Genomic DNA, 25,813 nt, shown 5'->3' on the forward strand with positions numbered 1-25,813 from the left:
CCGAGTGGGTCGGGAGCTGACTGGCTGCTTCCTCAGGCAAGCATCCGTTATCCGCCAGTCAGCAAACGGCCCAGCTTCAGTCGTCACGCCGCACCGGGCTGACGAGTGCTGAACGTCGGCTGCTGATAAGAGCAGACGCTCAACCTGCGGCATCGGAACGACGGGTTCGTGCCACGACTCGGCACTCGATTCCGGCGACAGCCGGCCACAATGTGTCGTTCCGCGGAATGGCCCAAATGGCTGAAATTGCCCAAACCTACCACTTTCCCAGCGCGCAACCGCGGAGAGGCTTTGCTTCCATCACCATTCAACGTCGCGATCGGAGATCCAGCAGGCCGCCATCAATATTCTTCAACATTTGTGTTGGCGGTCCTACCCGCCCAAAATCGAACCAGCCATCGTTACGATCCCGCTCGCGACCAAATTGCCAGCGGCCCCTTCGGCGACCGATTTAATCGAGCGCAACGCGCCTAAGATCTTTGACGGTTCCGGGCTCGAACTGTGGATCGCCGCCTCAAGCATGGCCAGCGGCTCTGCGATTTTCTGACGCTGAGCGTCAGGAAGCGAGGCTTTCGCAGACCGGACCTGCGCGGCGAAATCCCGCACCAGCTCCAAATTGAAGCCCGATTGAATATTAATAGAATTATCGGTCGAATTGATGTTTGCACGAGAATTGCTCCCGTGAAATATATTGGTGATGTGCTGGATCGCCGTCTGCGTCGGCTGAGCCGCCGCCCCTTTGCAAACATCTACCTCGTAATAGGTGATGCCAAGGCCCGAATGCGGAGTGACTTCCATCACGCTATAATCTTCGACCATACTGTTCGGAAGCTTGCGCAGCAGATGGTCGCCGGCATCAATCGGTACTTGTGCCATCATGCAGTTGGATTTTCCCCTTCATCACAACAGCGAGCAGGTCCTCGCGGACGACGCGACCATCAGCTTTTACCAGGTTCACTCGATCCGAATACATGCGCGACAAGTTTACCACGGCTTGATCTCCAAACTTCACATTCTGGCTAATAAATCGCATTCTTTATGACGTAAATGCTCTCACTATCCACCGGAGCTCCAGTAAGCTGACTTCCAGATAGTGACCATGGGGGGGGCGTGGTGACGTCCATCTTGTAAGCGAATTAATAATTCCTACCATTTTTATATTGGCCGTTACATCAATATTTAATGAATGAATCCGAGTGCATTACGAGGATGTTGTCGTAGAAAGGGATGTCCCGCTTGTATTTGGTTTGGGAGAGAGCCAATCCCCACAGAAAAATCAACTAATCCTGTCATTTGATGCCTTCCTTCTTGCGCGACCGTGAGCGACCGTGGCCTTTGCGAATGATCGGCAGGAGTTCCTCGTCCAAGGTCGCAATTCCAGCGTTGATAGCTTCTTCGACCTCATCGACCTCCGGTGGAACGGAGCAGTCCCAAAAGGTGCGCTCGAGGTTTCTCAACGTCTCGTCGCGTCGCTTAGCTTCTTCCTCCGACCGTGCCGGACCTGTGTCTTTGATCGCGCCGTAGGATCGTACGGCAGCGACGACGGCGGCGCGTTGCAGCCAGAAGCAGCTAAGGGCTTTCTCGATTTCGTCATCAAACACGGCCTTGGTCACCGGTAGTATGTCTAGCAGCTGATCCCACCGTTCGGCTTGATTCTGAACACGGGTGAGGGTGACTTGCGCTTGTATGAGCCGGGATTTCTCGCCCTCGTCCATGCCGTCATAGACGGTATCGCTATCGCGGAGGATTTTCTCTGCAGCGTCGTGTTCGCTCCTGAACGAACCACCCGAACGGATCGACTTCATGATCTCGCGCATTTTGTATGCGAGCGCGAGAATCTGCTCGGCCAATTGCATCCGCCGTTCGGCAAGCTTCTGTTCACGCCATTGCTTAAACCCCTGCGTTGCCCCGTAGACGACCGCTACAGCGCCGATCAGCGTTCCGTAGCCGGACAGCATTGTGCCGGTGGCTGTCCAGTCCACAGGGGCATCGCAGAAAGCGATAGCATGGGCTGATGTGCTGCAAAGGCTTGTCACGCGGTCGGCTCCATACTGATCGAATGGATGTTTAAGCCGGGGAAGTGCTTGATCATCATCGGTTTGAACTCTTTGCAGAGCCGGGTCAGTATTTCGACGTTCGCCGAAGACAGTTGCCGAGACGATACGACCATGGTGCCAAGCGGGATGAGGTGGGGGGGCAGTTCGAGCATTTGCTGTCGGGTCGGCAAGAATGAGACGATCTGGCCGTTCACCATTTGCGGGGGAGGCATCAGCGTCAGCACCACGTCGCGCCGTGATTTGTATTCGAGAAGCCCGCGCAGGATAGATTCATGTCGTGCGAGGCATTCCGAGAAATCCATAAGGTAGTCGTCCTGCTTGAGCAGCATCAGCAGGTCTCTTCGCCAGTCGCCAGTCTGCGAACCGCCGCACCAGCCTGTCACGCGCGACGCTGTACCGGAAGATCCAGAAGGGGACCTTCCCCAAGCAGGTGCGTATAGCGACCCGCTGCGCCGGCTGGCGGGAGTCCGCGGTCAACGAGTGGATGCACAATCCCATCTTCTACCATGTGGACGATGTTCGCTGATGCCGACCGTACGTTGACGCCGACCATCAACGCCGACGAGGTTGTGGAAGGCAGAAGGCGCGGGGAGACGAGACCCGATCAGGCCGCCGTAGACGCAGGTTTGCATCATGGACCGTCAGCTTGCTACTGGCCGCACCGGCGAAGCGCTGGGGATCGTTCAGTAATTCGGCAAGACGGTCTCGACCCAAGGTACCGTTGATGTGCCATCGTGGACATAGTCTAGCTTCCACTGTTTGAGGAAACGCGTGATGTAGAAGCTGCTTCGATAACGGAACCATTGATGATAGCGGTTTACGACGACCACCTCTGCTATCGACCTGAGATTGCGAGGCTTGGGCTTGAGCTCGCCAGGCGGGGTGAAGCGGTGGTCAGTCCGGGCCAGTGTATAATGCGCCGCCTCGTGGAAGCGGATGTTCTCGCGCGACAGCCCATCGGGAAGATCATGGTCGGGGGGCGAGTAGAGATAGTCGACCAGCCGATCGAGCCCAAGCTTGCGGAAGCGGTATTGCGAATAATAAGCGAGCGACTCGGTATAGCAGATGAGCAGGGTGCCGCGCCGGCTAAGTTCCTCGAGCGTCGCCAGGACACCTGGATAGAATTCGAGCGTCTGCTGGCGCGCGGCACGGAAGGCGTCTATCGCCGGCGCATAGAAGTCGAGCACGGGCGTGTCGCCAGCCGGGCCGCGCAGAACCTCGAGCTCGCCGATCAGGAACGAATATTCCGACGTGCCGGCCCGCTGATGGACCTTTCGAATCTCCGCAAGCAGGACCGCCTCGTCGAGCGCGCTCAGCCGCAGTAGCTCGGCGAGCATCGCTGAGAAGGCCGAGTGCCAGACATGGACCCAGTCGAACAGGGTATTGTCGACATCGGTGATCAGAACCGAGCGTATCGGCTTCGCGTCTAACCCCATCATACCCCTTAATCGCCACGGCGATGCGCGCATCCTCGATGACCCGGTTCGCCGCAAATCTATCGCCCGCACACCGAGCCGCCAACAGATTTGTTTCGTATATGTTCTTTTTAAGAGCAAGGTGGGATAGTTACGCGGCGCCAGCGGCGATGCTCCGCGCCGGCGTTTGATCTTCGGAAAGCCGCAGCTACTCGACGCGATTGTGCGTAAAGGTAGCTGGCGCGATCATCAGGCCTAGATCGAGGCGGCCTATGCAGGCGGTGAAAACAACCTTCGATTCTGAGGCCCATTCCCGCGAGAAAATCGCAAAGAGCTCCGAGGGCATTCCAACGGTTGCCACTACAGCTAAGAAAAAGTGTGGGACAGAAAGTGGGATTCGCGCCTACCGTATCGTCAGAAATGGCAGAAATTCGCCATTTTTCTGCTTGACGATGGTGACCCCTACGGGACTCGAACCCGTGTTTTCGCCGTGAGAGGGCGACGTCCTAGACCGCTAGACGAAGGGGCCATTGCTTGGCGGAGGCGGCCAATTACGTTCCGGGGCCCGCGCCGTCAAGCAATGTTTTTACACTTGTTTCAGCCCGCCACCGGCAGGCGCAGGCTGCCGTCCGGCTCGTAGGCGACCTCGCTGTACGCCGTCACCGCGTCGAGCGGCAGCGGGCCGTAGATGTGCGGGAAGAGCTGGCCGCCGCGCGAGGGTTCCCAGCGCACCGTGTCGCCCAGAGCGGCGAGATCCACCGCGGCGAGCCACAGGCCCGTCTGGCCGGCGAAATGCTTCTCCAGCGTCTCCTGCGCCTGCTCGGCGGTGGAGAGGTGGATATAGCCGTCGGTCAGGTCGATCGGCGCGCCCAGGAAGACACGCGCGTGCTCGAGCGTGTCCATCTGGTCCTGGGTCAGGATCTTGTAGGCGATGAGGGGCATCTCGGCCATGGCTCAGGCCTCGCCGCCATCGGCTAGGTCTTCGCCCGGCACCGCGTCCGGCGTCGCTTCGCCTGTCACCGCGCCGTCGCCCAGGTTCATCTCGGCCTCGTCCTCGCTCTCTTCGATGCGCGCCGCCGAGACGACATGCTCGTTCGCCGCGACGTTGAACAGCCGCACGCCCGCCGAGTTGCGCCCGATGACGCGCAGGTCGCCCAGCGACATGCGGATCATCTTGGCCTGGTCGGTCACCAGCATCAGCTGGTGCCCCTTGGTTGCCGGGAAGCTCGCCACCACCGGCCCGTTGCGGGCGATGTTGTCGATGTTGGTGATGCCCTGGCCGCCGCGACCCGTGCGGCGATATTCATAGGCCGAGCTGAGCTTGCCATAACCGTTGGCACAGACGGTGAGGATGAACTGCTCGCGCTCCTTCATCTCCTCGTAGCGGTCGGCCGGCAGATCGCATTCGCCCTCGCGCTCGCCCTTCCAGGGCGCGAAGCGGAGATACGAATCGCGCTCTTCCTGGCTCGCGCCCGAGCGGTGGAGGATCGAGAGCGACATCACCTGGTCGCCATCGGCGAGGCGCATGCCGCGCACGCCGGTGGAGGCGCGGCTCTGGAAGGCGCGGACGTCCTCGCCGGGGAAGCGGATTGCTTTGCCGGCGCGGGTGGCGAGAAGCACATCGTCACCTTCGTTGAGCAGGGCGACGCCGATCAGGCGATCGTCCTCGTCCTCGCCTTCGAACTTCATCGCGATCTTGCCGTTCGAGGGCACGTTCGTGAACAGATCCATGCTGTTACGACGCACATTGCCCTTGGCGGTGGCGAACATCACGTGGAGGTTCGCCCATTCTTCCTCGTCCTCCGGCAGCGGGAGCACGGTGGAGATGGTCTCGCCCCCCGCGAGCGGCAGCAGGTTGATCATCGGCCGGCCGCGGGTGGCAGGGCCGCCCTCGGGCAGCTTCCACACCTTCATGCGATAGACGCGGCCGAGCGTGGAGAAGAACAAGACCGGGGTGTGCGTCGAGGTGACGAACAGCTCGGTGATCGCATCCTCGTCCTTGGTCGCCATGCCGGCGCGGCCCTTGCCGCCGCGCGCCTGGGCGCGGAAGGCATCGAGCGGGGTGCGCTTGATATAGCTCTGGACCGTGACGGTGACGACCATGTCCTCGCGCTCGATCAGGTCCTCGTCGTCGATGCCGTCTGCGGCAGCGGCGATCTCGGTCTTGCGCGGGGTGGCATAGGTGTCGCGGATCAGCACCAGCTCGCCGCGCAGCACTTCATACAGCTTCGCACGATTGCCGAGAATCTCGAGCAGCTCGGCGATCGAATCGGCGAGTTCCTTAAGTTCGTCACCGATCTCGTCGCGGCCGAGCGCGGTGAGGCGGTGCAGACGCAGGTCGAGGATCGCGCGGACCTGGGTGTCGGACAGGCGATAGCTGTCGCCGGTGACCTCGGTGTCCACCGCCTCGACCAGGCGGATGTACGGCGCGATTTCGGCGATCGGCCATTCGCGGGCGAGCAGCGCCTCGCGCGCGGCGGCCGGGCTCGACGAGCCGCGGATGATCTTCACCATCTCGTCGAGATTGGTGACCGCGATCACCAGGCCGAGCAAGATGTGCGCACGGTCGCGCGCCTTGGCCAGCTCGAACTTGGAGCGGCGGGTGATGACCTCCTCGCGGAACTTGACGAAGGCCTCGATGATGTCGCGCAGGTTGAGCAGTTCCGGGCGGCCGCCGCGGATCGCTAGCATGTTCGCCGGGAAGCTCGACTGTGCCGGCGTGTTCCGCCAGATTTGGTTGAGCACCACCTCGGGCGTCGCGTCGCGGCGCAGGTCGATGACGATGCGCACGCCCTCGCGCGAGCTTTCGTCGCGAATGTCGGAGACGCCTTCGATCCGCTTTTCCTTGGCGGCCTCGGCGATCTTCTCGACCAGCGCGTTCTTGCCCTGCTGGTAGGGAATTTCGGTGAGCACGATCGAGCGGCGCTCGCCGCGCTGCTCGAATTCGTGGCGCGAGCGGACCAGGATCGAGCCGCGGCCGGTCTGATAGGCCGAGCGGCAGCCCGAGCGGCCGAGGATCACCGCGCCGGTCGGGAAGTCCGGACCCGGCACCAGTTCCATCAGCTCTTCGAGCGTGACCGCGCCATTGTCGATGTACGCCAGGCAGGCGTTGATCACTTCGCCGAGATTGTGCGGCGGAATGTTGGTCGCCATGCCGACCGCGATGCCGCCCGCGCCGTTGACCAGCAGGTTGGGGAAGCGGGCAGGGAGGACCGACGGCTCGCTTTCCGAGCCGTCATAGTTCGGCACGAAGTCGACAGTGTCCTTCTCGATATCGTCGAGCAGCGCCGTCGCCACGCGGGCGAGGCGCGCTTCGGTGTAGCGCATCGCGGCGGGCGGATCGGGGTCCATCGAGCCGAAATTGCCCTGGCCGTCGATCAGCGGCACGCGCATCGCCCAGTCCTGCGCCATGCGGGCCATCGCATCGTAGATCGAGCTGTCGCCGTGCGGATGGTATTTACCCATCACGTCACCGACCAGGCGGGCGGACTTGCGGTAGGGGCGTCCGGCGACATAGCCGCCTTCCTGCGCGGCATAGAGGATGCGGCGGTGGACGGGCTTCAGGCCGTCGCGAACGTCGGGCAGGGCGCGCGCCACGATCACGCTCATCGCGTAATCGAGGTACGAGGTCTTCATCTCGTCGACGATCGAGATCGGGGTAATGTCAGAAGGGTCGGCGAGCATGGTCTCGTCGGTCAAAGCGGTATACTTTCGGGTTTTTGTTACGCTGTGATGGCTCTAGCGGGGTGCACGCCTCCTGCCAACCCCGCGCCCGCGCGTACGCACGCGCGTGGGGAGCATTGGGAGCCAAGTACCCGAATAAACGTTTCTCGTTCGCAATGGCGGTTGTTCAAGCCGCATTCAGCCCGCCGGCCACACGGCAAGCGTGCTTGAATGGTGTACACTGCGCCTTTAGAGGAACCGCGACGCCGCCTGGCCGACGAGGAGAGTTGCAGATGAAGTTTGTTTCGAAGCTTGCGCTGACCGCGATGCTTGCGCTGGGTTCGACCGCGATGGTGACGACGCCGGCGCTGGCCCAGAAGGACAAGAAGGGCGCATCCAAGGAAGATCCCAACGCGCTGAAGGTAAGCGACGCCTTCCGCAAGGCCGCACAGCCGGCCGTGGACGCGGTGCAGGCCAAGAACTGGGCCGCAGCCGCACCGGCGCTCGATGCGCTGGACCAGGTAGCCCAGAACGACGATGAGAAATATTACGCTGCCTATCTCCGTTCGCGGATGAACATCGGCAAGAACGACATGGTCGCGCTGAACAAGGATCTCGCGATCCTGATCGCCAATCCGCGCACCCCGCCGAACGAGCTGGTCGCCTATAAGCGCCAATATTTCTACATGCTCGGCGATCAGGCGATGAAGGACAAGAAGTACCCGGAAGCCATCGACGCGCTGCTCAAGTCGCGTGAGGCGGGTAACAACGAGTTCGATCTCTCGCTCGCGCTGGCCAATGCCTATGCGGCGACCAATCGGCCGAACGAATCGGTTGCCGAAGTGGATCGCGCGATCAAATCGGTGAAGGCCACCGGCCAGAAGCCGCCGGTCGCCTGGTACCAGTTCGCCATTCCGCGCGTTTACGCCACGGGTAATCGCGCTGAAACGGCCAAGTGGCTGCAGCAGATGATCCAGGAATATCCCACCGCCAAGAACTGGCGCTGGGGCGTGATGATGCTGCGCGGCAGCGCCGACCAGGCCGGCACCCGCCTGACCAACGTGCAGCGCATCGATCTGTATCGCCTGCTCCGGGCGACGAAGGTGCTGGCCGACCAGAATGATTATGTCGAATATGCCGAATCGGTGAACTCGGCGGGTCTGCCCTGGGAAGCCGTTGCGGTGCTCGACGAGGGCAAGAGCAACGGCAAGGTGCCGGCCGGAAATCCGGACGCGACCCGCATCTACACGTCGGCGCAGGGCAAGGTGAAGGCGGAAGGTTCGCTTGCACCGCTCTTGAAGCAGTCGCAGGCGGCACCGAACGGCAAGATGGCAGCGCAGACCGGGGATGCCTATCTGGCGTCCGGCGATTTCGCCAAGGCGGTCGAACTCTATGACATCGCGCTTCAGAAGGGCGGCGTGACCGCGGACGAGGTGAACCTGCATCGCGGCATGGCGCTCTACAGCCTTGGCCGAAAGGACGATGCCCGCACCGCGTTCGGCCAGGTCAAGGGCGCACCGGCCGTCGACCTCGCCACGCTGTGGACGGTTGCGCTGGATCTTCCCGCGCTTTCCTGATCGGTTTTCCCGGTCGAGACCCACAAAAGGAAAGGGGCGGCCCCACGGGCCGCCCCTTTTCGTATATCGAGGCCCTGCGCAACGCAGGGGCCATTCAAAGCTCGGGCACGGGTACGCCGGGAAGCGCCTTCGCGGTTCGGATCGTGAGCGAGGTCTTCACATGCTCGACATTCGGTGCCGTGGTGAGCCGCGTGGTGAGGATCGTCTGGAAGCTCTGCAGGTCGGACGCCACGATCTTCAGGATGAAGTCGATTTCGCCATTGAGCATATGGCATTCGCGCACTTCGGGGATTTCGGCGACAAGCTGCTCGAATGCACGCAGATCACTTTCGGCCTGACTTTTCAGGCTGACCATGGCAAAGACGGTGAGGTTATAGCCCAGCGCGCCGGGATCGAGCGCGGCATGATAGCCCTTGATCGCGCCTTCCTGTTCAAGTGCGCGCACCCGCCGCAGGCAGGGTGGTGCCGTCAGGCCGACCCGATCGGCAAGCTCGACATTCGTCATGCGGCCATTTTCCTGGAGTAGTCCAAGGATACGGACGTCGATCTCGTCGAATCGCATTGTGTTCTATGGCTCCTGTGGGGCTTCGTTTCTTATCGCGCGTTGTTAGCACAATATAATTACACGGCAACGCAATTGTCCCACATTGCGACGTGCCGAAATGGACTGTTTCCACGGCGTCTTCGCACCCGCTATGTATGTGTTGCAGCGCAAGATCGCTGCGGGGAAGGGCGTTGGCGTTGCGCTTTGATGATTCGCTGGAAACGGTGTTGGCCGGTGACGTGCAGTCGCCGTTCGGCGCGCAATCGGCATGGCGGCAGATCGTCGATCTGATCGGGCGCGGCCGGGTTGCGCCCGATCATCGCGCGCTGCATCTGCTGGAAACGCTTCGGCACCGCGTTCCCATCGCGGTTCGGGAGGCCAGCGTGCGTACGGTCGAATGGGCCGCGGCCCCGGCGGCGCTGGTCCGCCTGCTGGTGCTGGATGCCTTGCCGATCGCCCTGCCGATATTGCGTGGAGCGCGGATGGCGGACGCAGATTGGCTGGCGCTGCTGCCGCGGCTTACGCCGGAAGGGCGACATGTGCTGCGCAACCGGCGCGACCTTGCGCCGGTGGTACAGCATGGGCTGGAAGCCTTCGGCGCCGCCGATTTCGTGCTGAAGGACCAGCGTGTCGCCCCGGCCGAGGAGGGGGAGAACCAGGCAGGGCTTTTCGCGGTTGCCGATCTGGTCGCGAGGATAGATGCCCATTGGCAGGCGCGCCAACATGCGCAGCCGGGCACCAGGCCCCTCCCGATGCGGGCGAGCGACTTCCGTTTCGAAACGGATGCCGCCGGCATCGTCCGTTGGGTGGATGGCATCGATCGGGCGCCGTTGATCGGCCTTTCGCTCGATTTGCAGGGAATGGCGAGCGGCAGCCGCGTGGACGGGGTGGCGACGGGTGCGTTCCGGCGCCGGGCAGCCTTCAGCAACGCGCGCATGACGATCGAGGGCGAATCCGATGCGGCCGGCGACTGGCTGATTTCGGCGATGCCCAACTTCGAGCCGCTCGGCGGCCGTTTTTGCGGCTATCGGGGAACCGCCCGGCGGCCGCGGATGGACGAGCGCGCGGAGCCGCTGCGGCCCTCTCCGGTCGAACCCGATCTCCTGCGCCAGTTGGTGCACGAGCTGCGCACGCCCACCAATGCCATCGCCGGGTTCGCGGAAATGATCGAGGCGGAGATGCTCGGCCCGGTTCCCCCCGAATATCGCACGCGCGCCGCCTTCATTCGCGGGCAGGTTCGGGAGCTGCTTGGCGCGATCGACGATCTCGATCTGGCAGCGCGGATCGAGAGCGCGGCGCTGGCGCTGGTGCCCGGCACGGTTGCGCTCCGAGGGCTGTTGTCGGGCATCGTTGCCGACCTTTCCGAACTCCTCACGCTGCGGGGTTCGGCGCTGCACCTGCCGGAGGAAGAGGCCTTGGTTTCGGGCGACCCCCGCGCCGTCGAACGCCTGTTTTCGCGTCTGCTGGCCACGTTGGCGTCGGCAAGCACGCAAGGGGAGGGGCTGCATATCCGCTTCGTGCCGGGCGAGGCGGGGATGCTGTCGATTGCCATCGATCGGCCAAGGGCATTGCGGGACTATCCGGGCGACGCCATCCTGGCGATCGACGACGAACATGCCGAGGATCTGGCGTTGCTCGGCGCAGGCTTTGCGCTGCGCCTGGCGCGCAATCTCGCGCGCGAGCTGGGAGGAAGCCTCACCATCGCCAGCGACTGCCTCGCAATCCAACTGCCAATCGCAGATGGCCCCGCGAGAGCGTGTGTCCAGCAGAGCTGAGCACGCGTTGCAGAGCGTGGTGGCGGGGGGCAGCCGGAGAGGCGAGGGGGGCGCGGTCCGCCGCCGACCCCGTTCGGGCGGTGCGCCGATCCTGTCCGAAAGCGAGAGGATGAACCGCACGGTCGGCGCGATGGAAGACATCGATCCGCTGCCAGCCGGCGTCACCGGCGACGGTCGTCGGCAGGCCGCTATATCCAGGGGGCGGGAAAGTGGTCGGGGAGACAGGATTCGAACCTGCGACCCTCTGGTCCCAAACCAGATGCGCTACCAGGCTGCGCTACTCCCCGACGTTCTCGCCGCCTAGGGCTTTGTTGCGCTCTGCACAACCCCGGAAGCGAAAAGGTGCTGGTGGGCCCGGCAGGATTCGAACCCGCGACCTAGCCGTTATGAGCGGCCAGCTCTAACCGCTGAGCTACAGGCCCCCAGCGTGACCGCCCCTAGCGGAGCTTTGGGGCAGCCTGCAAGCCGTTCGCGTGCAACGGTCCGGCCGTTCTGCCCGCGCGGCATGCGGCGATCCGGCGGACGTCGCAGGGGGGCGCGCGCGCTTACTGCAGGTGGGCCGGCATTTTCTCGTCGCTGCGCAGGGTCAGCACCTCGACCCCCTTGGCGGTGACTGCCACGGTATGTTCGAACTGGGCGGAGAGCTTGCGGTCGTTGGTGACCACCGTCCAGCCATCGTCGAGCGTCGTCACGCGGCGCGTCCCCTGGTTGAGCATCGGCTCGATGGTGAAGGTCATGCCTTCGCGCAGCGTCATGCCGGTGCCGGGGCGGCCGAAATGGAGGATGGAGGGCTCCTCATGCATCTCGCGGCCGATGCCGTGGCCGCAATAATCGCGCACCACCGCATAGCCGTGCCGCATGGCGTGTCGCTCGATCGCGGCGCCGATGTCACCCAGCGTCGCGCCCGGGCGAACCTGGGCGATGCCCTTCCATAGCGCCTCCTGCGTCACCTTTACCAGCCGCCGCGCCTGGGGTGAGACCGCACCGACCATGTAGGTCTTGCTCGAATCGGCGATGAAGCCGTTCTTTTCCAGCGTGATGTCGAGATTGAGGATGTCGCCGTCGCGGACGATCGTGCGGGCATCGGGCACGCCGTGGCAGACCACTTCGTTCGGCGAGCAGTTGAGCACGAAGCCATAGCCGTACTGCCCCTTGCTGGCGGGGCGGGCGGCGAGGTCCTCGATGATGAAGCGTTCGACCAGCGCGTCGATCTCCAGCGTCGACATGCCGGCGAGCGGCGTGCGGTCGAGCATCTCGAACACCTGGGCGAGCAGCCGCCCGGCGGTGCGCATCAGGCCGATTTCCTGCGGCGTCTTGATCATTTCAGGCTGCCGCGTGCGCCGCGGCGCCGACCTGCGCCTCGGCGAGCTGACGGCGGACGATTTCGTTGAAGGGGAGGGTAGGGTGCGCCTCGGCGAGCATGCCGATCTTCATCCAATATTCGGCCTGGGCGTTGATCGAGCGGCACAGGACCGCACTGGCGCGGCGCGCCTCCTCGTGGAGGTCGTCGGCGATTTTCACGATGCCCATGGGTACTCCGGGTGATGTGTATACGGAGCGTATATGGTTCGTATATTGGCGAGGGCAAGGGTGCACGGAGTTCAGCCCCTCCCCTGAAGGGGAGGGGCTTATGAAGGGCAAGTTAGCGCGGCAGCGCGGCGGCTTCGCGGGCCTTGGCTTCCACTTCCTCCAGCGAGCCGCTGGTGATCCAGCTGCCGCCGACGCAGAGGATCGGCTCGAACGCCAGCCAATCGGGTGCGGTCGCGGGGGTGATGCCGCCGGTCGGGCAGAACTTGGCTTCGTAGAAGGGGCCGGCGAGCGCCTTGAGGGCCTTCAGGCCGCCCGACGTCTCCGCCGGGAAGAATTTGAAGTGGCTGAGGCCGAGATCCATCCCGCGCATGATATCACCGGCGTTGGCGACGCCCGGCAGATAGGGCACGCCGCTGCGGGCGATCGCGTCGCCCAGCCGATCGGTGAGGCCGGGGGAGACGATGAACTCCGCGTCTTCCTTCATCACCTGTTCGAACTGCCGGGTGTTGACCACGGTGCCGGCGCCGACGATCGCGCCCGGCACCTTCTTCATCTCGCGAATGGCGTCCAGCGCGGCGGGCGTGCGCATCGTCACTTCGAGCACGCGCAGGCCGCCTTTCACCAGCGCTTCGGCAAGCGGACGCGCCTTGGCGGCGTCGTCAATCACCAGCACCGGGATGACGGGCGCGGTGCGCATGATGGCTTCGATCGAAGGGCGGGTATCGCTCACTGTGCATGCTCCTGGGCGAAGGCGGCGGCTGCGCCGTACAAGCCCGGCTGGGGATGGGTAATCAGCTTGACGGGGATCGTCGCCATCAGGGAACGGAAGCGCCCCTTGGCGACGAATCGCTCGCCGAAGCCCGATTGCAGCAGATGGTCCTTCAGGCGCAAGCCCAGACCACCGGCAATCACCACCGCCGAGGGGCCGTGGGCGAGCGCAAGATCGCCCGCCACCGCGCCGAGACTGAGGCAGAACCGGTCGAGCGCCGCCACCGCGAGGCTGTCCTTGCCTTCCAGTGCCAGGGTCCAGATCGCCTTGTCGTCGAGCCGGCTGACGGGCACGCCTTCCAGATCGGCCAGCGTTTCGTAGATCGACACGATCGCCGGGCCGGCGACGATCCGTTCCTTGGAGACGCGCTGATAGGTGCGGCGCAGGCGCTTGACGAAGGCATCCTCGATCGCGTCCAGCGGCGCGAAATCGCTATGCCCGCCTTCGGTGGCGATGATGTGATAGCCGCCGCGATGGCGGAACACCTGCGCGACGCCCAGCCCGGTGCCGGGCCCGCAGACCGTGATCGATCCCTTGTCCGGCAGCCCCGTTTCGGGCCCGCACAGATGCAGGAACGCATCGTCCTCGAGCTGGGCGACGGCATGGCCGATCGCTTCGAAATCATTGACGATCGTCCAGGTTTCGGCACCCAGCCGATCGGGAATCAGCGGCGGGCGGATGATCCAGGGATTATTGGTGAGTTTGATCAGATCGCCGTTGATCGGCGAGGCGACAGCGATCGCCGCGGCCTTGGGCACCGGCCGGCCGAGCTGTTCGCCGAATGCGCGCCAAGCGAGCTGGAGGCTGGGATGTTCGGCGACCTTCTGGGTGACTGGCTCGCTCATCGAGACGACGCGGCCTTCCGCCACCTCCGCCACCGCGAAGCGCGCGTGGGTGCCCCCAATGTCGACGGCGACGACTTCCATCCGATTCCGATCCTCTCTCTTTCGCTTCTGTCAACGTTGCCAGAGCGCGGCGCCGTTCTTCCGCCGTCGCGGGCGCTTGTAAAGCCCGCGAACGGCGTAGATGCGATTTACATGTGTTACAGCCCGGCTTCGTGCAGCATCGCGGAGGCGCCCTTTTCGGCCTCGTCGCAATAGTGCCGCATCATCGCGAACAGCTCGCGGCCGGTGCCGATGGCAGGCGGCGGAGCTGCGGCGTGTTCCCGAGCATTCCATTCCTCGGCAGGGACCAGCGCTTCGAGCACGCCGGCTTCGGCATCGAGGCGAATGATGTCGCCGTCGCGGACCTTGCCGATCGGGCCGCCACCCAGCGCTTCCGGCGAAAGATGGATCGCCGCCGGCACCTTGCCGCTGGCGCCCGACATGCGGCCATCGGTGACGAGCGCCACCTTGAAGCCGCGGTTCTGGAGCACGCCCAGCTGCGGGGTAAGCTTGTGCAGTTCCGGCATCCCGTTGGCGCGTGGGCCCTGGAAGCGGACCACCACGACCACGTCGCGCTCCAGTTCACCGGCCTTGAACGCGGCGAGCACTTCGGACTGGTCGGAGAAGACACGGGCCGGGGCCTCGATGATCCAGCGCTCGCGCTCGACCGCCGACACCTTGATGCAGGCGCGGCCGATATTGCCCTTTAGGATGCGGAAGCCGCCCTCGGGCGAGAAGGCGGTTTCGACCGTGCGGACGATATTCTCGTCGTTGCTGGTCGCGCCATGCTCGGTCCAGACCAGCGCGTCCTCGACGATGTCGGGCTTGCGGCCATAGGCGGCCATGCCGTCCTTGGCGATGGTCAGCGCGTCGCCATGCATCAGGCCCGCGCGCAGCAGTTCCTTGATGACGAAGGACGGGCCGCCGGCATCCTCGAACTGGTTCACGTCGGCCGAGCCGTTCGGATAGACGCGCGTCATCAACGGCACCACGCGCGAGAGGCGATCAAAATCCTCCCAGTCGATGACGATGCCGGCCGCGCGCGCAAAGGCGGGGACGTGGATCAGGTGGTTGGTCGAGCCGCCGGTGGCCAGCAGCACGATCGCGGCGTTCACGATCGCGCGTTCATCGACGACATGACCGATCGGGCGATAGTCGTCGCCGTTCCAGCCGATTTCGGCGAGCCGATGCACGGCGGCGCGGGTCAGCTCCTGGCGCAGCTTGGTCTGCGGGTTGGCGAAGGCGGCGCCGGGGACATGGAGGCCCATCGCCTCCATCATCATCTGGTTGGAATTGGCCGTGCCGTAGAAAGTGCAGGTGCCCTTGCCGTGATAGGCGGCGATTTCCGCTTCGAGCAGTTCCTCGCGCGTCGCCTTGCCCTCGGCGAAGCGCTCGCGGACCGCGGCCTTTTCCTTGTTCGGCAGGCCCGAGCGCATCGGGCCGCCGGGGATCAGCACCATCGGCAGATGGCCGAAGCGCAGCGCCCCCATCAGCAGGCCCGGCACGATCTTGTCGCAGATGCCGAGCAGCGCCGCGCCTTCGAACACGCGGTGGCTGAGCGATACCGCCGTCGCCATCGCGATCGTGTCGCGGCTGAACAGCGACAGCTCCATGCCCTGATAGCCCTGGGTCACGCCGTCGCACATCGCCGGGACGCCGCCCGCCACCTGCGCGGTGGCGCCGGCTTCGAGCGCCCAGATCTTCATCTGCTCGGGGTAGCGATAATAGGGGGCGTGGGCGGAAAGCATGTCGTTATAGGCGGTGACGATGCCGATGTTCATCCGCGTGCCGGACTTCAGCTCCTCGCGCTGTTCATCGGTGCCGGCATAGGCGTGCGCCAGGTTGGCACAGCCGAGCTTCGGCCGGTCATTGCCCGATTCGCGCTCGCGGCGGATGAGATCGAGATAGGCGGCGCGGCCGACCTTGGAGCGTTCGATCACGCGATCGGTGACGGCGGCGATTTCGGCGTGGAGGGTGGTCATCAGACGCTCCAGTGGATGTCGACGGGCAGTTCGGTTTCGGCGAGCACGCGGCCGATCGGCAGCGTCGAGCCCGCGCCTTCGGCAATAGCACGCTCCAGTACGTCGCGCTTCTCCTGGCCGGTGATCGCGATCATCAGCGCGCGCGCCGAGACGATTGCGGCGAGCGAGAGCGACACGCGGGCGACCGGCGCCTCGGGCGGCAGCGGATCGGGCATCACGCCGAGCGCGCGGCGCTCCTTGGGGCCGGTCAGCGCTTCCTGGAGATCGGGGCCGGGGAAGATCGAGGCGGTGTGGCCATCGGCACCCATGCCGAGCAGGCAGAGATCGAGCGGCCAGTGGAAGTCCTGGAGGCGGGCATCCGCCGCGCGGCCGGCGGCCTTGTAGTCGTCGGCCTTCTCGCTGACGACCGGGATCACGCGTGCGCCGAGCGGCAGGAAGACCTTGGCGAGGCCGGTGACGTTCGACATCGGATCGCCCATCGGCACGATGCGATCGTCGGTGGGGATGATCGTCACGCGCTTCCAGTCGAGCTTGGCCTTGCTCAGCTTGGCGTAGATCGGGCCGGGGGTACGACCGCCGGCAAGCGCGATGACCGCGGCGCCGCGCGCGTCGATCGCGCTTTCGATGATGAACTGGACGTCGCCGGCGAGCGCTTCGCCCATTTCGGCGGTGTCGTCATAGTCCCACCATTCGATTTCGGTCGTCATGTCAGCTCCTTGAATTTCGGTGGGACCGCGTCAACGGCCGGGCGGCCGTGCGGGTCCGATATGGGGTGGATTGGGCGATTTGGCATGAACGCGCGGAGGTCCCTCTAGCTGTCATCTCCGCGAAGGCGGGAATCCATTCGCCTGTGCGCTTTGAGGAAAGAACCGACGCCGCCAGGGCAATGGATCCCCGCCTTCGCGGGGATGACGACTGCCCGGGAGGCGGTTCGGACTTTTCCATCACGCCGCCTCTATTCCCTCATTCGTGCCAGTGCACCCCGTCGCGCTCGGTGAGCGCGATCGCGAGCGACGGGCCCCAGCTGCCCGAGGCATAGGGCTTGGGCTTGAGATCGTTGGCGTCCCAGCCGGCGCGGATCGCATCGATCCACTCCCACTGCGCCTCGACTTCGTCGCGGCGGACGAACAAGGTGGGATCGCCCTCGATCAGGTCGAGCAGCAGGCGTTCATAGGCGATGCGGCGGCGGGTGCCGGCGAATTCGGCGTCGAGGCTGAGGTTCAGCGGCACTTCGCGCAGGCGATAGCCTTCGCGATCGAGGCCGGGCTGCTTGGCCATCACCAGCAGCTGGACATATTCCTCCGGCTGCAGGCGGATCACCAGCGCGTTCGGCTGGAGCATCCCGCCGCGTTCCGCGAAGATCGAATGCGGCACCGGCTTGAAGCGGATGACGATTTCCGAACGACGCTCGGCAAGGCGCTTGCCGGTGCGCAGGTAGAAGGGCACGCCCTGCCAGCGCCAGTTGTCGACATGCGCCTTGATCGCGACGAAGGTCTCGGTGCGCGAGGATTTGCCAAGATCGGTGGTATAGTCGCGGACGATCTCGCCCTTCACCGCGCCGCCACCATATTGGCCGATTACGGTAAGGTTCGGCGCATCGGCGATCGCGATCTTGCGGAGCGAGCGCAGCACCTTGACCTTCTCGTCGCGCACCGAGGTGCCGTCGAGCCGGGCAGGGGGCTCCATCGCGATCAGCGCGACGAGCTGGAGCATGTGGTTCTGCACCATGTCGCGCAGCGCGCCGGTATCGTCATAGAAGCCGGCACGGCCTTCGAGGCCCACCGTTTCCGAGACGGTGATCTGCACGCTGTCGATGCCGCGGGCGTTCCACACAGGTTCGAACAGCGAATTGCCGAAGCGCAGCGCCAGGATGTTCTGGACGGTTTCCTTGCCGAGATAATGGTCGATGCGGAAGGTGCGCTCCTCGGGGAAGGCTTCCGCCACGATGTCGTTGATCTCGCGGCTGGACGCGAGGTCGCGGCCGAGCGGCTTTTCCAGGCTGATGCGGACATTGTCGCCCGCCAGCCCGGCCGATTCCAGGCCCTTGATGGTGGGGCCGAACAGCCAGGGTGCCGTCGACAGGAAGATCGCGAGGCCGCCGGAGATATCGCCGATCTTTTCCTTCAGCTCGGCATAGCCTTCGATCGTCGATGCATCGAGCGTCTGATAAAACAGCCGCTGCAGGAAGCTCTGGACAGCGCTGTCGTCCTTGCGATCGGCGGGCAGGAACTGGTCGAGCGCCTTGGCGGCGAAGGCGCGATAGCCATCGTCGTCATGGTCCGATCGGGCGGTGCCGGTGATGGTGAGATCCGGCGGCAGCAGGCCATCGGCGTGCAGCGCATAAAGCGAAGGAAGCAGCATCCGCTGGGCGAGATCGCCGGTGGCACCGAACAGAAGCAATTTGCCGACGGGCTGCTGCATCATTTCCCTCATGATTGGTTCGCCCCGCGAGACACCAATGCGCGCGAAAGATCAAGCCGGAGGTCAACGAAACCCCCTCGCGCCGGAGGCGGAGGGGGAAAAGCGGCCTTACAATACCAACCCGGCCGTGGGATCGAGCCCGGCCATGATGTTGAGGTTCTGGACCGCGGCCCCGGCCGCGCCCTTGCCGAGATTGTCGAGCGTGGCGACCAGCCGTGCCTGGCGGGTTTCGTCGTTCCCGAAGACGCGAATCGCCAGCCGGTCGGAACCGGCATTTTCCTCGATAGCGATCGTGGGAACATCTGCCGGCAGAACCTGCACGACCGGCGAGTCGCGATAGGCGTCGCGCAGCACATTCTCCAGCGCTTCGACCGACGGCTTGCGCGTGAAGGCGAAGAGCGGCAGCGGCACTTCGACCACCATCCCGCGATAGGTGCGCGCGACCGACGGCATGAAGATCGGCGGATGGACGATCCGGGCGTGCTTCTGCATTTCCGGTACGTGCTTGTGCGCCAGCGCGAGGCCATAGGGGCGGTACGCCGTGGTGCTCCGTTCCGCGTCGGCGCCTTCGAACTCGGCGATCATCGACCGGCCACCGCCCGAATAACCGGACACGGCGTTGACGCTCAGCGGGAAATCATGCGGGATCAGCCCGGCGCGGATCAGCGGGCGGACCAGCGCCAGGAAACCGGTCGGGTAGCAGCCGGGATTGCTGACCCGGCCTGCCTCGGCGATCGCGGTCACCTGGCCCGGTTCCAGCTCGGCAAAGCCATAGGTCCAATCCGGCGCGGTGCGGAACGCCGTCGAGGCATCGATCACGCGGGTCCGCTCGTTGCGGATCATCGCGACCGCTTCCCGCGCCGCATCGTCGGGCAGGCAGAGGATCACGAAATCGGCGCTGTTCAGGGCCTCATCGCGCTTGCCCGGATCCTTGCGGTCCTGGTCATCCAGCACGACCAGCTGGATCTCGGGCCGCCCGCCGAGCCGTTCGCGAATCTCCAGGCCGGTGGTGCCGGCGGCGCCGTCGATGAAAACCTGCGCGATCATTCGGATTCCCCCAAAGCCGAAGCATCGATATAGCCGACCAGCGCCGGCCCGGGCGCAACGCCCCAGGCCTTGCCGCCGGCGAATTCAAGCACTTCGAACACGTCGCCCTTCTGCAGGGTCAGCAGCGGCGGATCCGCGCGCGTGGAGGCGGCGTGCAAGGTCGTTTCCTGCCGAACGACGCGCGGGAGCGGCGCCGCATAATGCGGTGCGAATACCCTTCCGGCCAGCCGAATGTCCGCCAGGTCGGGACGCACCGCATCAACCCGCGGATCCATGGTGACCGACCTGCCCCCCAGAGCGAGTCGTTTACGCGTCGGCGCGCTGTGGGACCGGCTCGCTGAGGTGGTTGCCAGCGAGGAAATGCCCGAACTCTGCAAGAAACTCTGCCCCTTCCGCGGTGCGCGCTACGAAGATGTTGCGCTTATCGGTGTCGTCACGTTGGCGGCGCAGATAGCCGAGCGTGCCCAGCCGATTCAAGGCGCGGGTGACGACCGGCTTCGACACGTTCAGCGCCCGCGCCAGCCCGCGCACCGTATGGGGGCCGGGATCGAGATACACAAGCATCAGAAGCGCCATTTGCCGATTGGTCAGGTCGGGCTCTCCCGAACGCACATAATCGATCAGCGTATTCTTCCACGACCCCAGGGTCTGTTCGGACATAGTGTTCACAAGCATCACTCGTTCGTTTCAGGCCCGGCACGGCATCGAACCATCCGAACAAACGCGCATTTTGCGACTAGGTTTCAGTGCGTGTGCGAAATGTTGTGCTAAATCTTCGACGAAAATTCAGCCGGCGCATGGGGTTGCGGATCGGCACGTTCGCGGGGCGCCGAACGGGCGGTTGATTGCCGGGGGATGCTCGCCTATGTCGCCCGCTTCCTGATACGGGCTCCGAAACATCCATGTTCACGTTCCTCCTCGTCGTTCAGTTCATCATCGCCGCCCTGCTGGTGACGGTGATCCTTTTGCAGAAGTCCGAGGGGGGCGGCCTCACCACGGGCGGTAGCCCGGCGGGGCTGATGTCGGCACGCGGTGCTGCCGATTTCCTGACGCGGTCGACCGCGATTCTCGCCACGCTGTTCATCACCATGAGCATCGTGCTCGCGTTCCTTGCGGCAACCCGGCATTCGACGACGATCGATGCGACGTTGCAGCGCCAGGCAGCGCCGGCGGCGGCGGCACCGGCCGTTGCCCCGGCACCGAACCCCGCACCGGCGAATGAGACTGCGGGCAACAGCCAGGTTCCGTTCAGCCAGTAATCTCCGTATTTCGCCGCTTCGGCGGCGGATTGACCGTAAAATTTGCGCAGCCGGCGGATTCGAACGCTTGCCGGTCTGCGCCCTTTGACGTTAGGCGTTTTCTCCCATGGCGCGGTACATCTTCATCACCGGCGGCGTGGTCTCCTCGCTCGGCAAGGGTCTCATGGCAGCGAGCCTCGCGGCGCTGCTCCAGGCCCGTGGCTATCGAGTCCGCATCCGCAAGTTCGATCCCTATCTCAACGTCGATCCCGGCACGATGTCGCCGCACCAGCATGGTGAGGTGTACGTCACCGACGACGGCGCGGAGACCGATCTCGACCTCGGCCATTATGAGCGCTTCACCGGCGTGACGGCACGCCAGGCCGACAACGTCACCTCTGGCCGGATCTACAAGACGATCATCGAGCGCGAGCGGCGCGGCGATTATCTGGGTGCCACCGTGCAGGTGGTCCCGCACGTCACCGACGCGATCAAGGCGTTCGCACAGGCGGAGACCGAGGATCTCGACTTCGTGCTGTGCGAGATCGGCGGCACGGTGGGCGATATCGAATCGCTGCCGTTCATCGAGGCGATTCGCCAGCTGCGCAACGATCTCGGCCGCGGCCAGACCGTCAGCATCCACGTCACCCTGGTGCCGTACATCGCCGCCGCCGGCGAGCTGAAGACCAAGCCGACCCAGCACAGCGTGCGTGAACTCGCGGCGCTGGGCGTACAGCCCGATGTGCTGGTGTGCCGCGCCGAACGGCCGCTGCCGGCCGGCGAGCGCGCCAAGATCGCCCAGTTCTGCAACGTGCCGACCTCGGCGGTGATCCCCGCGCTCGATGCCAAGAGCATCTATGCGGTGCCGCTGCAATATCACGGCGAAGGGCTGGACGGCGAAGTGCTCAAGGCGTTCGGCATCGAGCCGGGCCCGTCGCCCGACCTCAGCCGCTGGAGCGGCATCGTCGAGCGGCTGCAGAACCCCGAAGGCGAAGTCACCATCGGCGTGGTCGGCAAATATATGGGCGTGCCGGACGCCTATAAGTCGCTCACCGAGGCGCTGGTCCATGGCGGCATCGCCAATCGCGTCAAGGTCAACATCCGCTGGCTCGACGCCGAACTCTTCGAGCAGGAACAGGCCGAGGTCGCGGCGATGCTCGAGCCGATGCACGGCATCCTCGTGCCCGGCGGGTTCGGTGAGCGCGGCAGCGAGGGCAAGATCGCCGGCGTGCGGTTCGCCCGCGAGCGCAATGTGCCGTTCTTCGGCATCTGCCTCGGCATGCAGATGGCGTGCATCGAGGGCGTCCGCGCGCAGGGCATCGCCAATGCTTCGACCACCGAATTCGGCCCCACGCAGGAGCCGGTGGTCGGCATGATCACCGAATGGATGACCGCCGACGGCCTGCAGAAGCGCGAAGAAGGCGGCGATCTGGGCGGCACGATGCGGCTCGGCGCCTATCCCGCCAAGCTCGGCGGCAACAGCGTGGTCGCCTCGATCTACGGCACCGATTCGATCAGCGAGCGCCACCGCCACCGCTATGAGGTGAACACCGCCTACAAGCCGGTGCTGGAAGAGGGCGGCCTCGTCTTCTCGGGCATGTCGCCCGACGGCACGCTGCCCGAGATCGTCGAGCGGCCCGACCATCCCTGGTTCGTCGGCGTACAGTTCCACCCCGAGCTCAAGTCCAAGCCCTTCGATCCGCACCCGCTGTTCGCGGGCTTCATCGAAGCCGCCGTCAAGCACTCGCGGCTCGTCTAAGCGCGTGCTGCGACGGGCTTTCGTCGCCGGGCTGGCGTTGCTGGCGGTATCGGCAGCGCCGGTGCCGCAGGGGCGGGCATCGCCGGGCAAGGTCCGGGTACGGCTGGTGACGAGCATGGGGGCGATCACCGTCGCGCTTGATGCCGGGCGTGCGCCGAAGACCGTCGCCAACTTCCTGGCCTATGTCGATGACGGTCGGTTCGAGGGCACAACCTTTTACCGCACCGCTCGGCGAAAGACCGAGCCGACCAAGGGTTTCATCCAGGGCGGCGTCGGCACGGATGCCCGGCGGATGCTCGATCCGCTGCCGCTGGAGCCGACCAGCAAGACCGGGCTCCGCCACTTGCACGGCACCATTTCGATGGCGCACGGGCCGAACCCCAATTCGGCCAACGGCAATTTCTCGATCATGGTCGGCGACAATCCCGGCCTCGATGCGCGCGGCGCCAATCCCGGCTTCGCGGCGTTCGGGCAGGTGGTGGGCGGCATGGACGTGGTCCAGCGTATCCTGGCGCTGCCCAGCGGCGGCGGACGCGACGCGATGAAGGGGCAGATGATCCTGAAGCCGGTTACGATCGTCCGTGCCGAGCGGCTGGACGGGGTGGCGAGGCCGACCGGCCGGGTAAAGCCTTGGCAATTGGGGCTGAAGCCGGCGAACTGAAGCCTTGCAGGTGCGGCATGTCCACCCGCGCCATCAAGAGCTTGCGCTGCCGTTCCGCCCCATGGCCATCATGCAGCCATGGCATGGAGCCGTTTCGATATCGTCGAGTCGTCGAAGGGGGCCGATTCGAAACTCGCCCGATCGCGGCTGGGGCAGGCCGGACTTTGAACAGGTTCTGATTCGACAACACCAGCCCCGATTGCGCCTGATGATCCATAGGTTTGCCAGAGTATGGCCCGAAATGGACGTTCATACCAAGTTGCACGGATAAGAACCCATCGCTGCCACCCTATCGTCACCCCGGCGAAAGCCGGGGTCCATTGGGGTTTCGCTATCGGCCTTTGCTGCAACCGAGCGGCGAATGGATCCCGGCTTCGCCGGGATGACGGCGTGCGGCGGGTTGGGTCTTCCTCGATGCACCTTGGTATGAGACGGGGCCTTAGCAGATATAAAAGACGCCTGATCCAAGAATAGTTCCTGCATGGATAGGGTGCCGAACGTTTGCTACCACGATATCGAGCAAATCGCCGTCGTACCTTTACGTCCGAGTCGGACTTTTCGTGCTTTGATAGTGTTTTCTTTGAAGCGTCATACTTTCGCGGCCCGATGCAACGTTCGGGATTATTCGAAGGGCGATGCAATGATTGCTGTATCGGCACCGATCGAAAGCCAGATCGGCACCGACGAAATCCGGCAGATCCAGCTGCTGGCGGTTCTCCTCTCTGCACTGCCGCCAAAGGGCACGTTGTGCGAGCTCCTGGACACTGCTTCTGCCGCTGAGGCGCACAGCACGATCATGCTCCGCATGGAAAGCCGCCTGTTCGACTGCCCCTTTACCGACACGGCGCTGTTTCTGACGGTAGCCGACCCCGAATTCCGCCGGGACACGGATGATCGCTGGGCCTTCGGCTGTTCCATTCGCTCGGACTGGCGGCAGCGGCTCGCCATAGCGCGCACAGCCGCACCGCCGCCGCGCCTGTCTGTCGCAACTTCAACGCGTTCTACAACAGGGGAGACCATCAATGACGTTGCCTAACATCACGCATGTGTTTGTCTTGATGCTGGAAAACCGATCCTTCGACCATATGCTCGGGGCATCGGGCCTTCCGGGAATTGCCGTTCCGCCAGCGGGCACCTCCAACAGCTATAACGGCGCCAGCTATCCCTTCGGTAATCAACCCCCCGCCGTGATGGCGGTTGATCCGGGCCATGAATTTCCGGATGTCGTTGTCCAGCTCGCAGGCAAAGGCGCCTCCTATCCGTCGGGCGGTCCGTACCCGCCGATAGAAATGAGCGGATTCGTCGCCGACTATGCTTCGTCGCCAAGCTCGGGAGAAGGGAACGCGCCTTCGGCAGATCTGGGGCAGATCATGCAGGGATTTCCGGCCAGCGCGTTGCCTGTCCTCAATACACTCGCGTCCGAATTTGCGGTGTGCGACCATTGGTTCGCATCGATGCCGGGGCCGACCTGGCCCAACCGCTTCTTCGTCGCCGCGGCATCGTCTGGGGGACTGGACCACAGCCCCACCACTGCAGAGATGATCACCTGGGAAACGGTGAAGGGCTTCTCCTTCCCGAACGGAACGATCTTCGACAAGCTCGGCAGCCGCCGCTGGCGCTTGTATGCCGATGGCGTCCTGACGATCTTCGGCGGATTGAAGGGCATTTTCCCGTGGAATATCCACGGGTTCGCCGATTTCGCCGGCGACGTTGCGAGCAGCAGCTATCCCGGCGGCTTCACCTTCATCGAGCCGAACTATGGCAATGTCGTCACCTTCAAGGGCGGTACATCCCAGCACCCGCTGGATACCGTTTCGGGTGGGGAACTGCTGATAAAACAGACCTATGAGGCCATCCGCAATTCGCCGCATTGGGAGACAAGCCTGCTGATCATCACCTATGACGAGCATGGCGGGTTCTTCGATCACGTGCGGCCGGGGCCGGCGCCGGCGCCGAGTGATGGGTCGTCCAGCAAATACAATCAGTACGGCTTTGATTTCAAACAATATGGCGTGCGGGTACCGGCCGTGATCGTGTCGCCGCTTATCCCCAAGGGCTCCGTCAACAGCCAAGTGTACGACCACAGTTCCGTGCTCGCCACGGTAGAAGCGGTGTTCGGTATCGCGCCGCTTACCGCACGCGACAAGGCTGCAAACAACCTGCTCTCGCTGCTCTCGCTGTCCGCGCCCCGGACCGACACGCCGACGGTTCTGCCCAACCCCGCACCGACGCCGACATCCGAGCTTGGCTATGTCGCGCCGCCGCCGGCCAGTTCGACGGTGGACGCGGGGAATCTGCCGGGGTTCCTGCATTCGGCCATGGTGCAGCATGCGGCGATGCTTCCGGAAAGTCAGCAGAATGACCTGCTGGCGCGCGTGCAGGCCATCCGCACCAAGGGTGATGCCGCCGATTACATCATGGAAGCGGAACCCCAGCTGAGGCTTGCGCGAAGCAAGGGCTTCGTCCAGCCTTGAAGAAGAAACCGCCGCCG

General features: G+C 64.4%; 25 protein-coding genes and 3 tRNA genes. 8 read left to right on the top strand and 20 right to left on the bottom strand.

Going from position 1 to position 25,813, the window contains the following annotated elements; translation table 11 throughout:
- Positions 1-372: 372 nt before the first annotated feature.
- The 3 genes from DD559_RS07355 to DD559_RS07365 all read right to left on the bottom strand — a co-directional run bounded on the left by DD559_RS07355 (position 373) and on the right by DD559_RS07365 (position 2,386).
- On the bottom strand, positions 373-879 hold the full coding sequence (locus DD559_RS07355; RefSeq protein ID WP_116468608.1) for a hypothetical protein: 507 nt from the start codon (positions 877-879) through the stop codon (positions 373-375).
- A gap of 410 nt (positions 880-1,289) precedes the next feature.
- A complete protein-coding gene (locus DD559_RS07360) occupies positions 1,290-1,982 on the bottom strand; it encodes a hypothetical protein (RefSeq protein WP_133243793.1) in 693 nt (230 codons plus the stop codon).
- Positions 1,983-2,032: 50 nt separating this feature from the next.
- Positions 2,033-2,386, bottom strand: coding sequence for a hypothetical protein (locus DD559_RS07365; RefSeq protein WP_116468610.1), 354 nt, complete (start codon positions 2,384-2,386; stop codon positions 2,033-2,035).
- Between the two features lie 47 nt (positions 2,387-2,433).
- Between DD559_RS07365 and DD559_RS07370 the strand changes: the two genes are divergently transcribed.
- Complete coding sequence (locus DD559_RS07370; protein ID WP_116468611.1) at positions 2,434-2,583, top strand: helix-turn-helix transcriptional regulator; 150 nt, start codon at positions 2,434-2,436, stop codon at positions 2,581-2,583.
- A 157-nt stretch (positions 2,584-2,740) separates the two neighbouring features.
- Here the strand turns inward: DD559_RS07370 and DD559_RS07375 are convergent, their stop codons facing one another.
- The 4 genes from DD559_RS07375 to gyrA form a co-directional block, all read right to left on the bottom strand.
- Positions 2,741-3,496 carry an HAD family hydrolase gene (locus tag DD559_RS07375; protein ID WP_116468612.1) on the bottom strand — a complete coding sequence of 252 codons (756 nt, stop codon included), beginning with the start codon at positions 3,494-3,496 and terminating at the stop codon, positions 2,741-2,743.
- A gap of 429 nt (positions 3,497-3,925) precedes the next feature.
- A tRNA-Glu gene (locus DD559_RS07380) sits at positions 3,926-4,001 on the bottom strand.
- A gap of 68 nt (positions 4,002-4,069) precedes the next feature.
- The gene (locus DD559_RS07385) at positions 4,070-4,423 is read right to left on the bottom strand and encodes a DUF952 domain-containing protein (protein ID WP_116468613.1); all 354 of its coding nucleotides are present in this window, start codon (positions 4,421-4,423) and stop codon (positions 4,070-4,072) included.
- 3 nt (positions 4,424-4,426) lie between these two features.
- Positions 4,427-7,171 (bottom strand): DNA gyrase subunit A, encoded by a 2,745-nt coding sequence (gene gyrA, locus DD559_RS07390; protein WP_116468614.1) that lies wholly within the window; start codon positions 7,169-7,171, stop codon positions 4,427-4,429.
- A gap of 257 nt (positions 7,172-7,428) precedes the next feature.
- Between gyrA and DD559_RS07395 the strand changes: the two genes are divergently transcribed.
- Positions 7,429-8,712 carry a tetratricopeptide repeat protein gene (locus DD559_RS07395; RefSeq protein ID WP_116468615.1) on the top strand — a complete coding sequence of 428 codons (1,284 nt, stop codon included), beginning with the start codon at positions 7,429-7,431 and terminating at the stop codon, positions 8,710-8,712.
- Positions 8,713-8,806: 94 nt separating this feature from the next.
- On the opposite strand, the gene DD559_RS07400 is transcribed toward DD559_RS07395, so the two are convergent.
- Complete coding sequence (locus tag DD559_RS07400) at positions 8,807-9,274, bottom strand: Lrp/AsnC family transcriptional regulator (protein WP_116468616.1); 468 nt, start codon at positions 9,272-9,274, stop codon at positions 8,807-8,809.
- 173 nt (positions 9,275-9,447) lie between these two features.
- Between DD559_RS07400 and DD559_RS07405 the strand changes: the two genes are divergently transcribed.
- A complete protein-coding gene (locus tag DD559_RS07405) occupies positions 9,448-11,031 on the top strand; it encodes a sensor histidine kinase (RefSeq protein ID WP_240610159.1) in 1,584 nt (527 codons plus the stop codon).
- Positions 11,032-11,241: 210 nt separating this feature from the next.
- On the opposite strand, the gene DD559_RS07410 is transcribed toward DD559_RS07405, so the two are convergent.
- The 12 genes from DD559_RS07410 to DD559_RS07465 all read right to left on the bottom strand — a co-directional run bounded on the left by DD559_RS07410 (position 11,242) and on the right by DD559_RS07465 (position 20,324).
- Positions 11,242-11,318, bottom strand: a tRNA-Pro gene (locus DD559_RS07410).
- 59 nt (positions 11,319-11,377) lie between these two features.
- A tRNA-Ile gene (locus tag DD559_RS07415) sits at positions 11,378-11,453 on the bottom strand.
- Positions 11,454-11,576: 123 nt separating this feature from the next.
- The gene (map, locus tag DD559_RS07420; protein WP_116468618.1) at positions 11,577-12,353 is read right to left on the bottom strand and encodes a type I methionyl aminopeptidase; all 777 of its coding nucleotides are present in this window, start codon (positions 12,351-12,353) and stop codon (positions 11,577-11,579) included.
- Position 12,354: 1 nt separating this feature from the next.
- Entirely contained in the window at positions 12,355-12,561 is a 207-nt protein-coding gene (locus tag DD559_RS07425) for a ParD-like family protein (RefSeq protein WP_116468619.1), read from the bottom strand.
- Positions 12,562-12,673: 112 nt separating this feature from the next.
- A complete protein-coding gene (gene eda, locus DD559_RS07430; protein ID WP_116470777.1) occupies positions 12,674-13,258 on the bottom strand; it encodes a bifunctional 4-hydroxy-2-oxoglutarate aldolase/2-dehydro-3-deoxy-phosphogluconate aldolase in 585 nt (194 codons plus the stop codon).
- A gap of 29 nt (positions 13,259-13,287) precedes the next feature.
- A complete protein-coding gene (locus DD559_RS07435; RefSeq protein ID WP_116468620.1) occupies positions 13,288-14,256 on the bottom strand; it encodes a glucokinase in 969 nt (322 codons plus the stop codon).
- 116 nt (positions 14,257-14,372) lie between these two features.
- A complete protein-coding gene (edd, locus tag DD559_RS07440) occupies positions 14,373-16,196 on the bottom strand; it encodes a phosphogluconate dehydratase (protein WP_116468621.1) in 1,824 nt (607 codons plus the stop codon).
- Positions 16,196-16,903: a 6-phosphogluconolactonase gene (pgl, locus tag DD559_RS07445; RefSeq protein ID WP_116468622.1), complete on the bottom strand. Its 708-nt coding sequence runs from the start codon at positions 16,901-16,903 to the stop codon at positions 16,196-16,198. The genes edd and pgl overlap by 1 nt, the downstream gene beginning before the upstream one ends.
- A gap of 256 nt (positions 16,904-17,159) precedes the next feature.
- Positions 17,160-18,620: a glucose-6-phosphate dehydrogenase gene (gene zwf, locus DD559_RS07450; protein WP_116468623.1), complete on the bottom strand. Its 1,461-nt coding sequence runs from the start codon at positions 18,618-18,620 to the stop codon at positions 17,160-17,162.
- A gap of 105 nt (positions 18,621-18,725) precedes the next feature.
- Positions 18,726-19,664: an N-acetyl-gamma-glutamyl-phosphate reductase gene (gene argC / locus DD559_RS07455; protein ID WP_116468624.1), complete on the bottom strand. Its 939-nt coding sequence runs from the start codon at positions 19,662-19,664 to the stop codon at positions 18,726-18,728.
- Positions 19,661-19,939, bottom strand: a complete 279-nt coding sequence (locus tag DD559_RS07460) for an SH3 domain-containing protein (RefSeq protein WP_116468625.1) — start codon at positions 19,937-19,939, stop codon at positions 19,661-19,663. Before DD559_RS07460 ends, argC begins: the two co-directional genes overlap by 4 nt.
- 31 nt (positions 19,940-19,970) lie before the next feature.
- Entirely contained in the window at positions 19,971-20,324 is a 354-nt protein-coding gene (locus tag DD559_RS07465; protein WP_050990158.1) for a MarR family transcriptional regulator, read from the bottom strand.
- 242 nt (positions 20,325-20,566) lie between these two features.
- Between DD559_RS07465 and secG the strand changes: the two genes are divergently transcribed.
- The 5 genes from secG (at position 20,567) to DD559_RS07490 (ending at position 25,796) form a co-directional block, all read left to right on the top strand.
- A complete protein-coding gene (gene secG, locus DD559_RS07470) occupies positions 20,567-20,923 on the top strand; it encodes a preprotein translocase subunit SecG (protein WP_116468626.1) in 357 nt (118 codons plus the stop codon).
- 106 nt (positions 20,924-21,029) lie between these two features.
- The gene (gene pyrG / locus DD559_RS07475; protein ID WP_116468627.1) at positions 21,030-22,661 is read left to right on the top strand and encodes a CTP synthase; all 1,632 of its coding nucleotides are present in this window, start codon (positions 21,030-21,032) and stop codon (positions 22,659-22,661) included.
- 4 nt (positions 22,662-22,665) lie between these two features.
- Positions 22,666-23,322, top strand: a complete 657-nt coding sequence (locus DD559_RS07480; RefSeq protein WP_116468628.1) for a peptidylprolyl isomerase — start codon at positions 22,666-22,668, stop codon at positions 23,320-23,322.
- Positions 23,323-23,962: 640 nt separating this feature from the next.
- Positions 23,963-24,358: a DurN family substrate-assisted peptide maturase gene (locus DD559_RS07485; protein WP_133243794.1), complete on the top strand. Its 396-nt coding sequence runs from the start codon at positions 23,963-23,965 to the stop codon at positions 24,356-24,358.
- Positions 24,345-25,796, top strand: a complete 1,452-nt coding sequence (locus DD559_RS07490; RefSeq protein ID WP_116468630.1) for an alkaline phosphatase family protein — start codon at positions 24,345-24,347, stop codon at positions 25,794-25,796. The genes DD559_RS07485 and DD559_RS07490 overlap by 14 nt, the downstream gene beginning before the upstream one ends.
- Positions 25,797-25,813 lie beyond the last annotated feature (17 nt).

This window comes from Sphingomonas pokkalii, from assembly GCF_003096275.1.
GTDB classification, from domain to species: Bacteria; Pseudomonadota; Alphaproteobacteria; order Sphingomonadales; family Sphingomonadaceae; genus Sphingomonas; species Sphingomonas pokkalii.

Coding starts and splice junctions, on each gene's coding strand:
- DD559_RS07355 (WP_116468608.1), bottom strand. CDS start 879: ATGATGGCACAAGTACCGATTGATGCCGGCGACCATCTGCTGCGCAAG.
- DD559_RS07365 (WP_116468610.1), bottom strand. CDS start 2,386: ATGCTGCTCAAGCAGGACGACTACCTTATGGATTTCTCGGAATGCCTC.
- DD559_RS07375 (WP_116468612.1), bottom strand. CDS start 3,496: ATGATGGGGTTAGACGCGAAGCCGATACGCTCGGTTCTGATCACCGAT.
- DD559_RS07385 (WP_116468613.1), bottom strand. CDS start 4,423: ATGGCCGAGATGCCCCTCATCGCCTACAAGATCCTGACCCAGGACCAG.
- DD559_RS07395 (WP_116468615.1), top strand. CDS start 7,429: ATGAAGTTTGTTTCGAAGCTTGCGCTGACCGCGATGCTTGCGCTGGGT.
- DD559_RS07400 (WP_116468616.1), bottom strand. CDS start 9,274: ATGCGATTCGACGAGATCGACGTCCGTATCCTTGGACTACTCCAGGAA.
- map (WP_116468618.1), bottom strand. CDS start 12,353: ATGATCAAGACGCCGCAGGAAATCGGCCTGATGCGCACCGCCGGGCGG.
- DD559_RS07425 (WP_116468619.1), bottom strand. CDS start 12,561: ATGGGCATCGTGAAAATCGCCGACGACCTCCACGAGGAGGCGCGCCGC.
- eda (WP_116470777.1), bottom strand. CDS start 13,258: ATGCGCACCGCGCCCGTCATCCCGGTGCTGGTGATTGACGACGCCGCC.
- DD559_RS07435 (WP_116468620.1), bottom strand. CDS start 14,256: ATGGAAGTCGTCGCCGTCGACATTGGGGGCACCCACGCGCGCTTCGCG.
- edd (WP_116468621.1), bottom strand. CDS start 16,196: ATGACCACCCTCCACGCCGAAATCGCCGCCGTCACCGATCGCGTGATC.
- pgl (WP_116468622.1), bottom strand. CDS start 16,903: ATGACGACCGAAATCGAATGGTGGGACTATGACGACACCGCCGAAATG.
- zwf (WP_116468623.1), bottom strand. CDS start 18,620: ATGATGCAGCAGCCCGTCGGCAAATTGCTTCTGTTCGGTGCCACCGGC.
- argC (WP_116468624.1), bottom strand. CDS start 19,664: ATGATCGCGCAGGTTTTCATCGACGGCGCCGCCGGCACCACCGGCCTG.
- DD559_RS07460 (WP_116468625.1), bottom strand. CDS start 19,939: ATGGATCCGCGGGTTGATGCGGTGCGTCCCGACCTGGCGGACATTCGG.
- DD559_RS07465 (WP_050990158.1), bottom strand. CDS start 20,324: ATGTCCGAACAGACCCTGGGGTCGTGGAAGAATACGCTGATCGATTAT.
- secG (WP_116468626.1), top strand. CDS start 20,567: ATGTTCACGTTCCTCCTCGTCGTTCAGTTCATCATCGCCGCCCTGCTG.
- pyrG (WP_116468627.1), top strand. CDS start 21,030: ATGGCGCGGTACATCTTCATCACCGGCGGCGTGGTCTCCTCGCTCGGC.
- DD559_RS07485 (WP_133243794.1), top strand. CDS start 23,963: ATGATTGCTGTATCGGCACCGATCGAAAGCCAGATCGGCACCGACGAA.
- DD559_RS07490 (WP_116468630.1), top strand. CDS start 24,345: ATGACGTTGCCTAACATCACGCATGTGTTTGTCTTGATGCTGGAAAAC.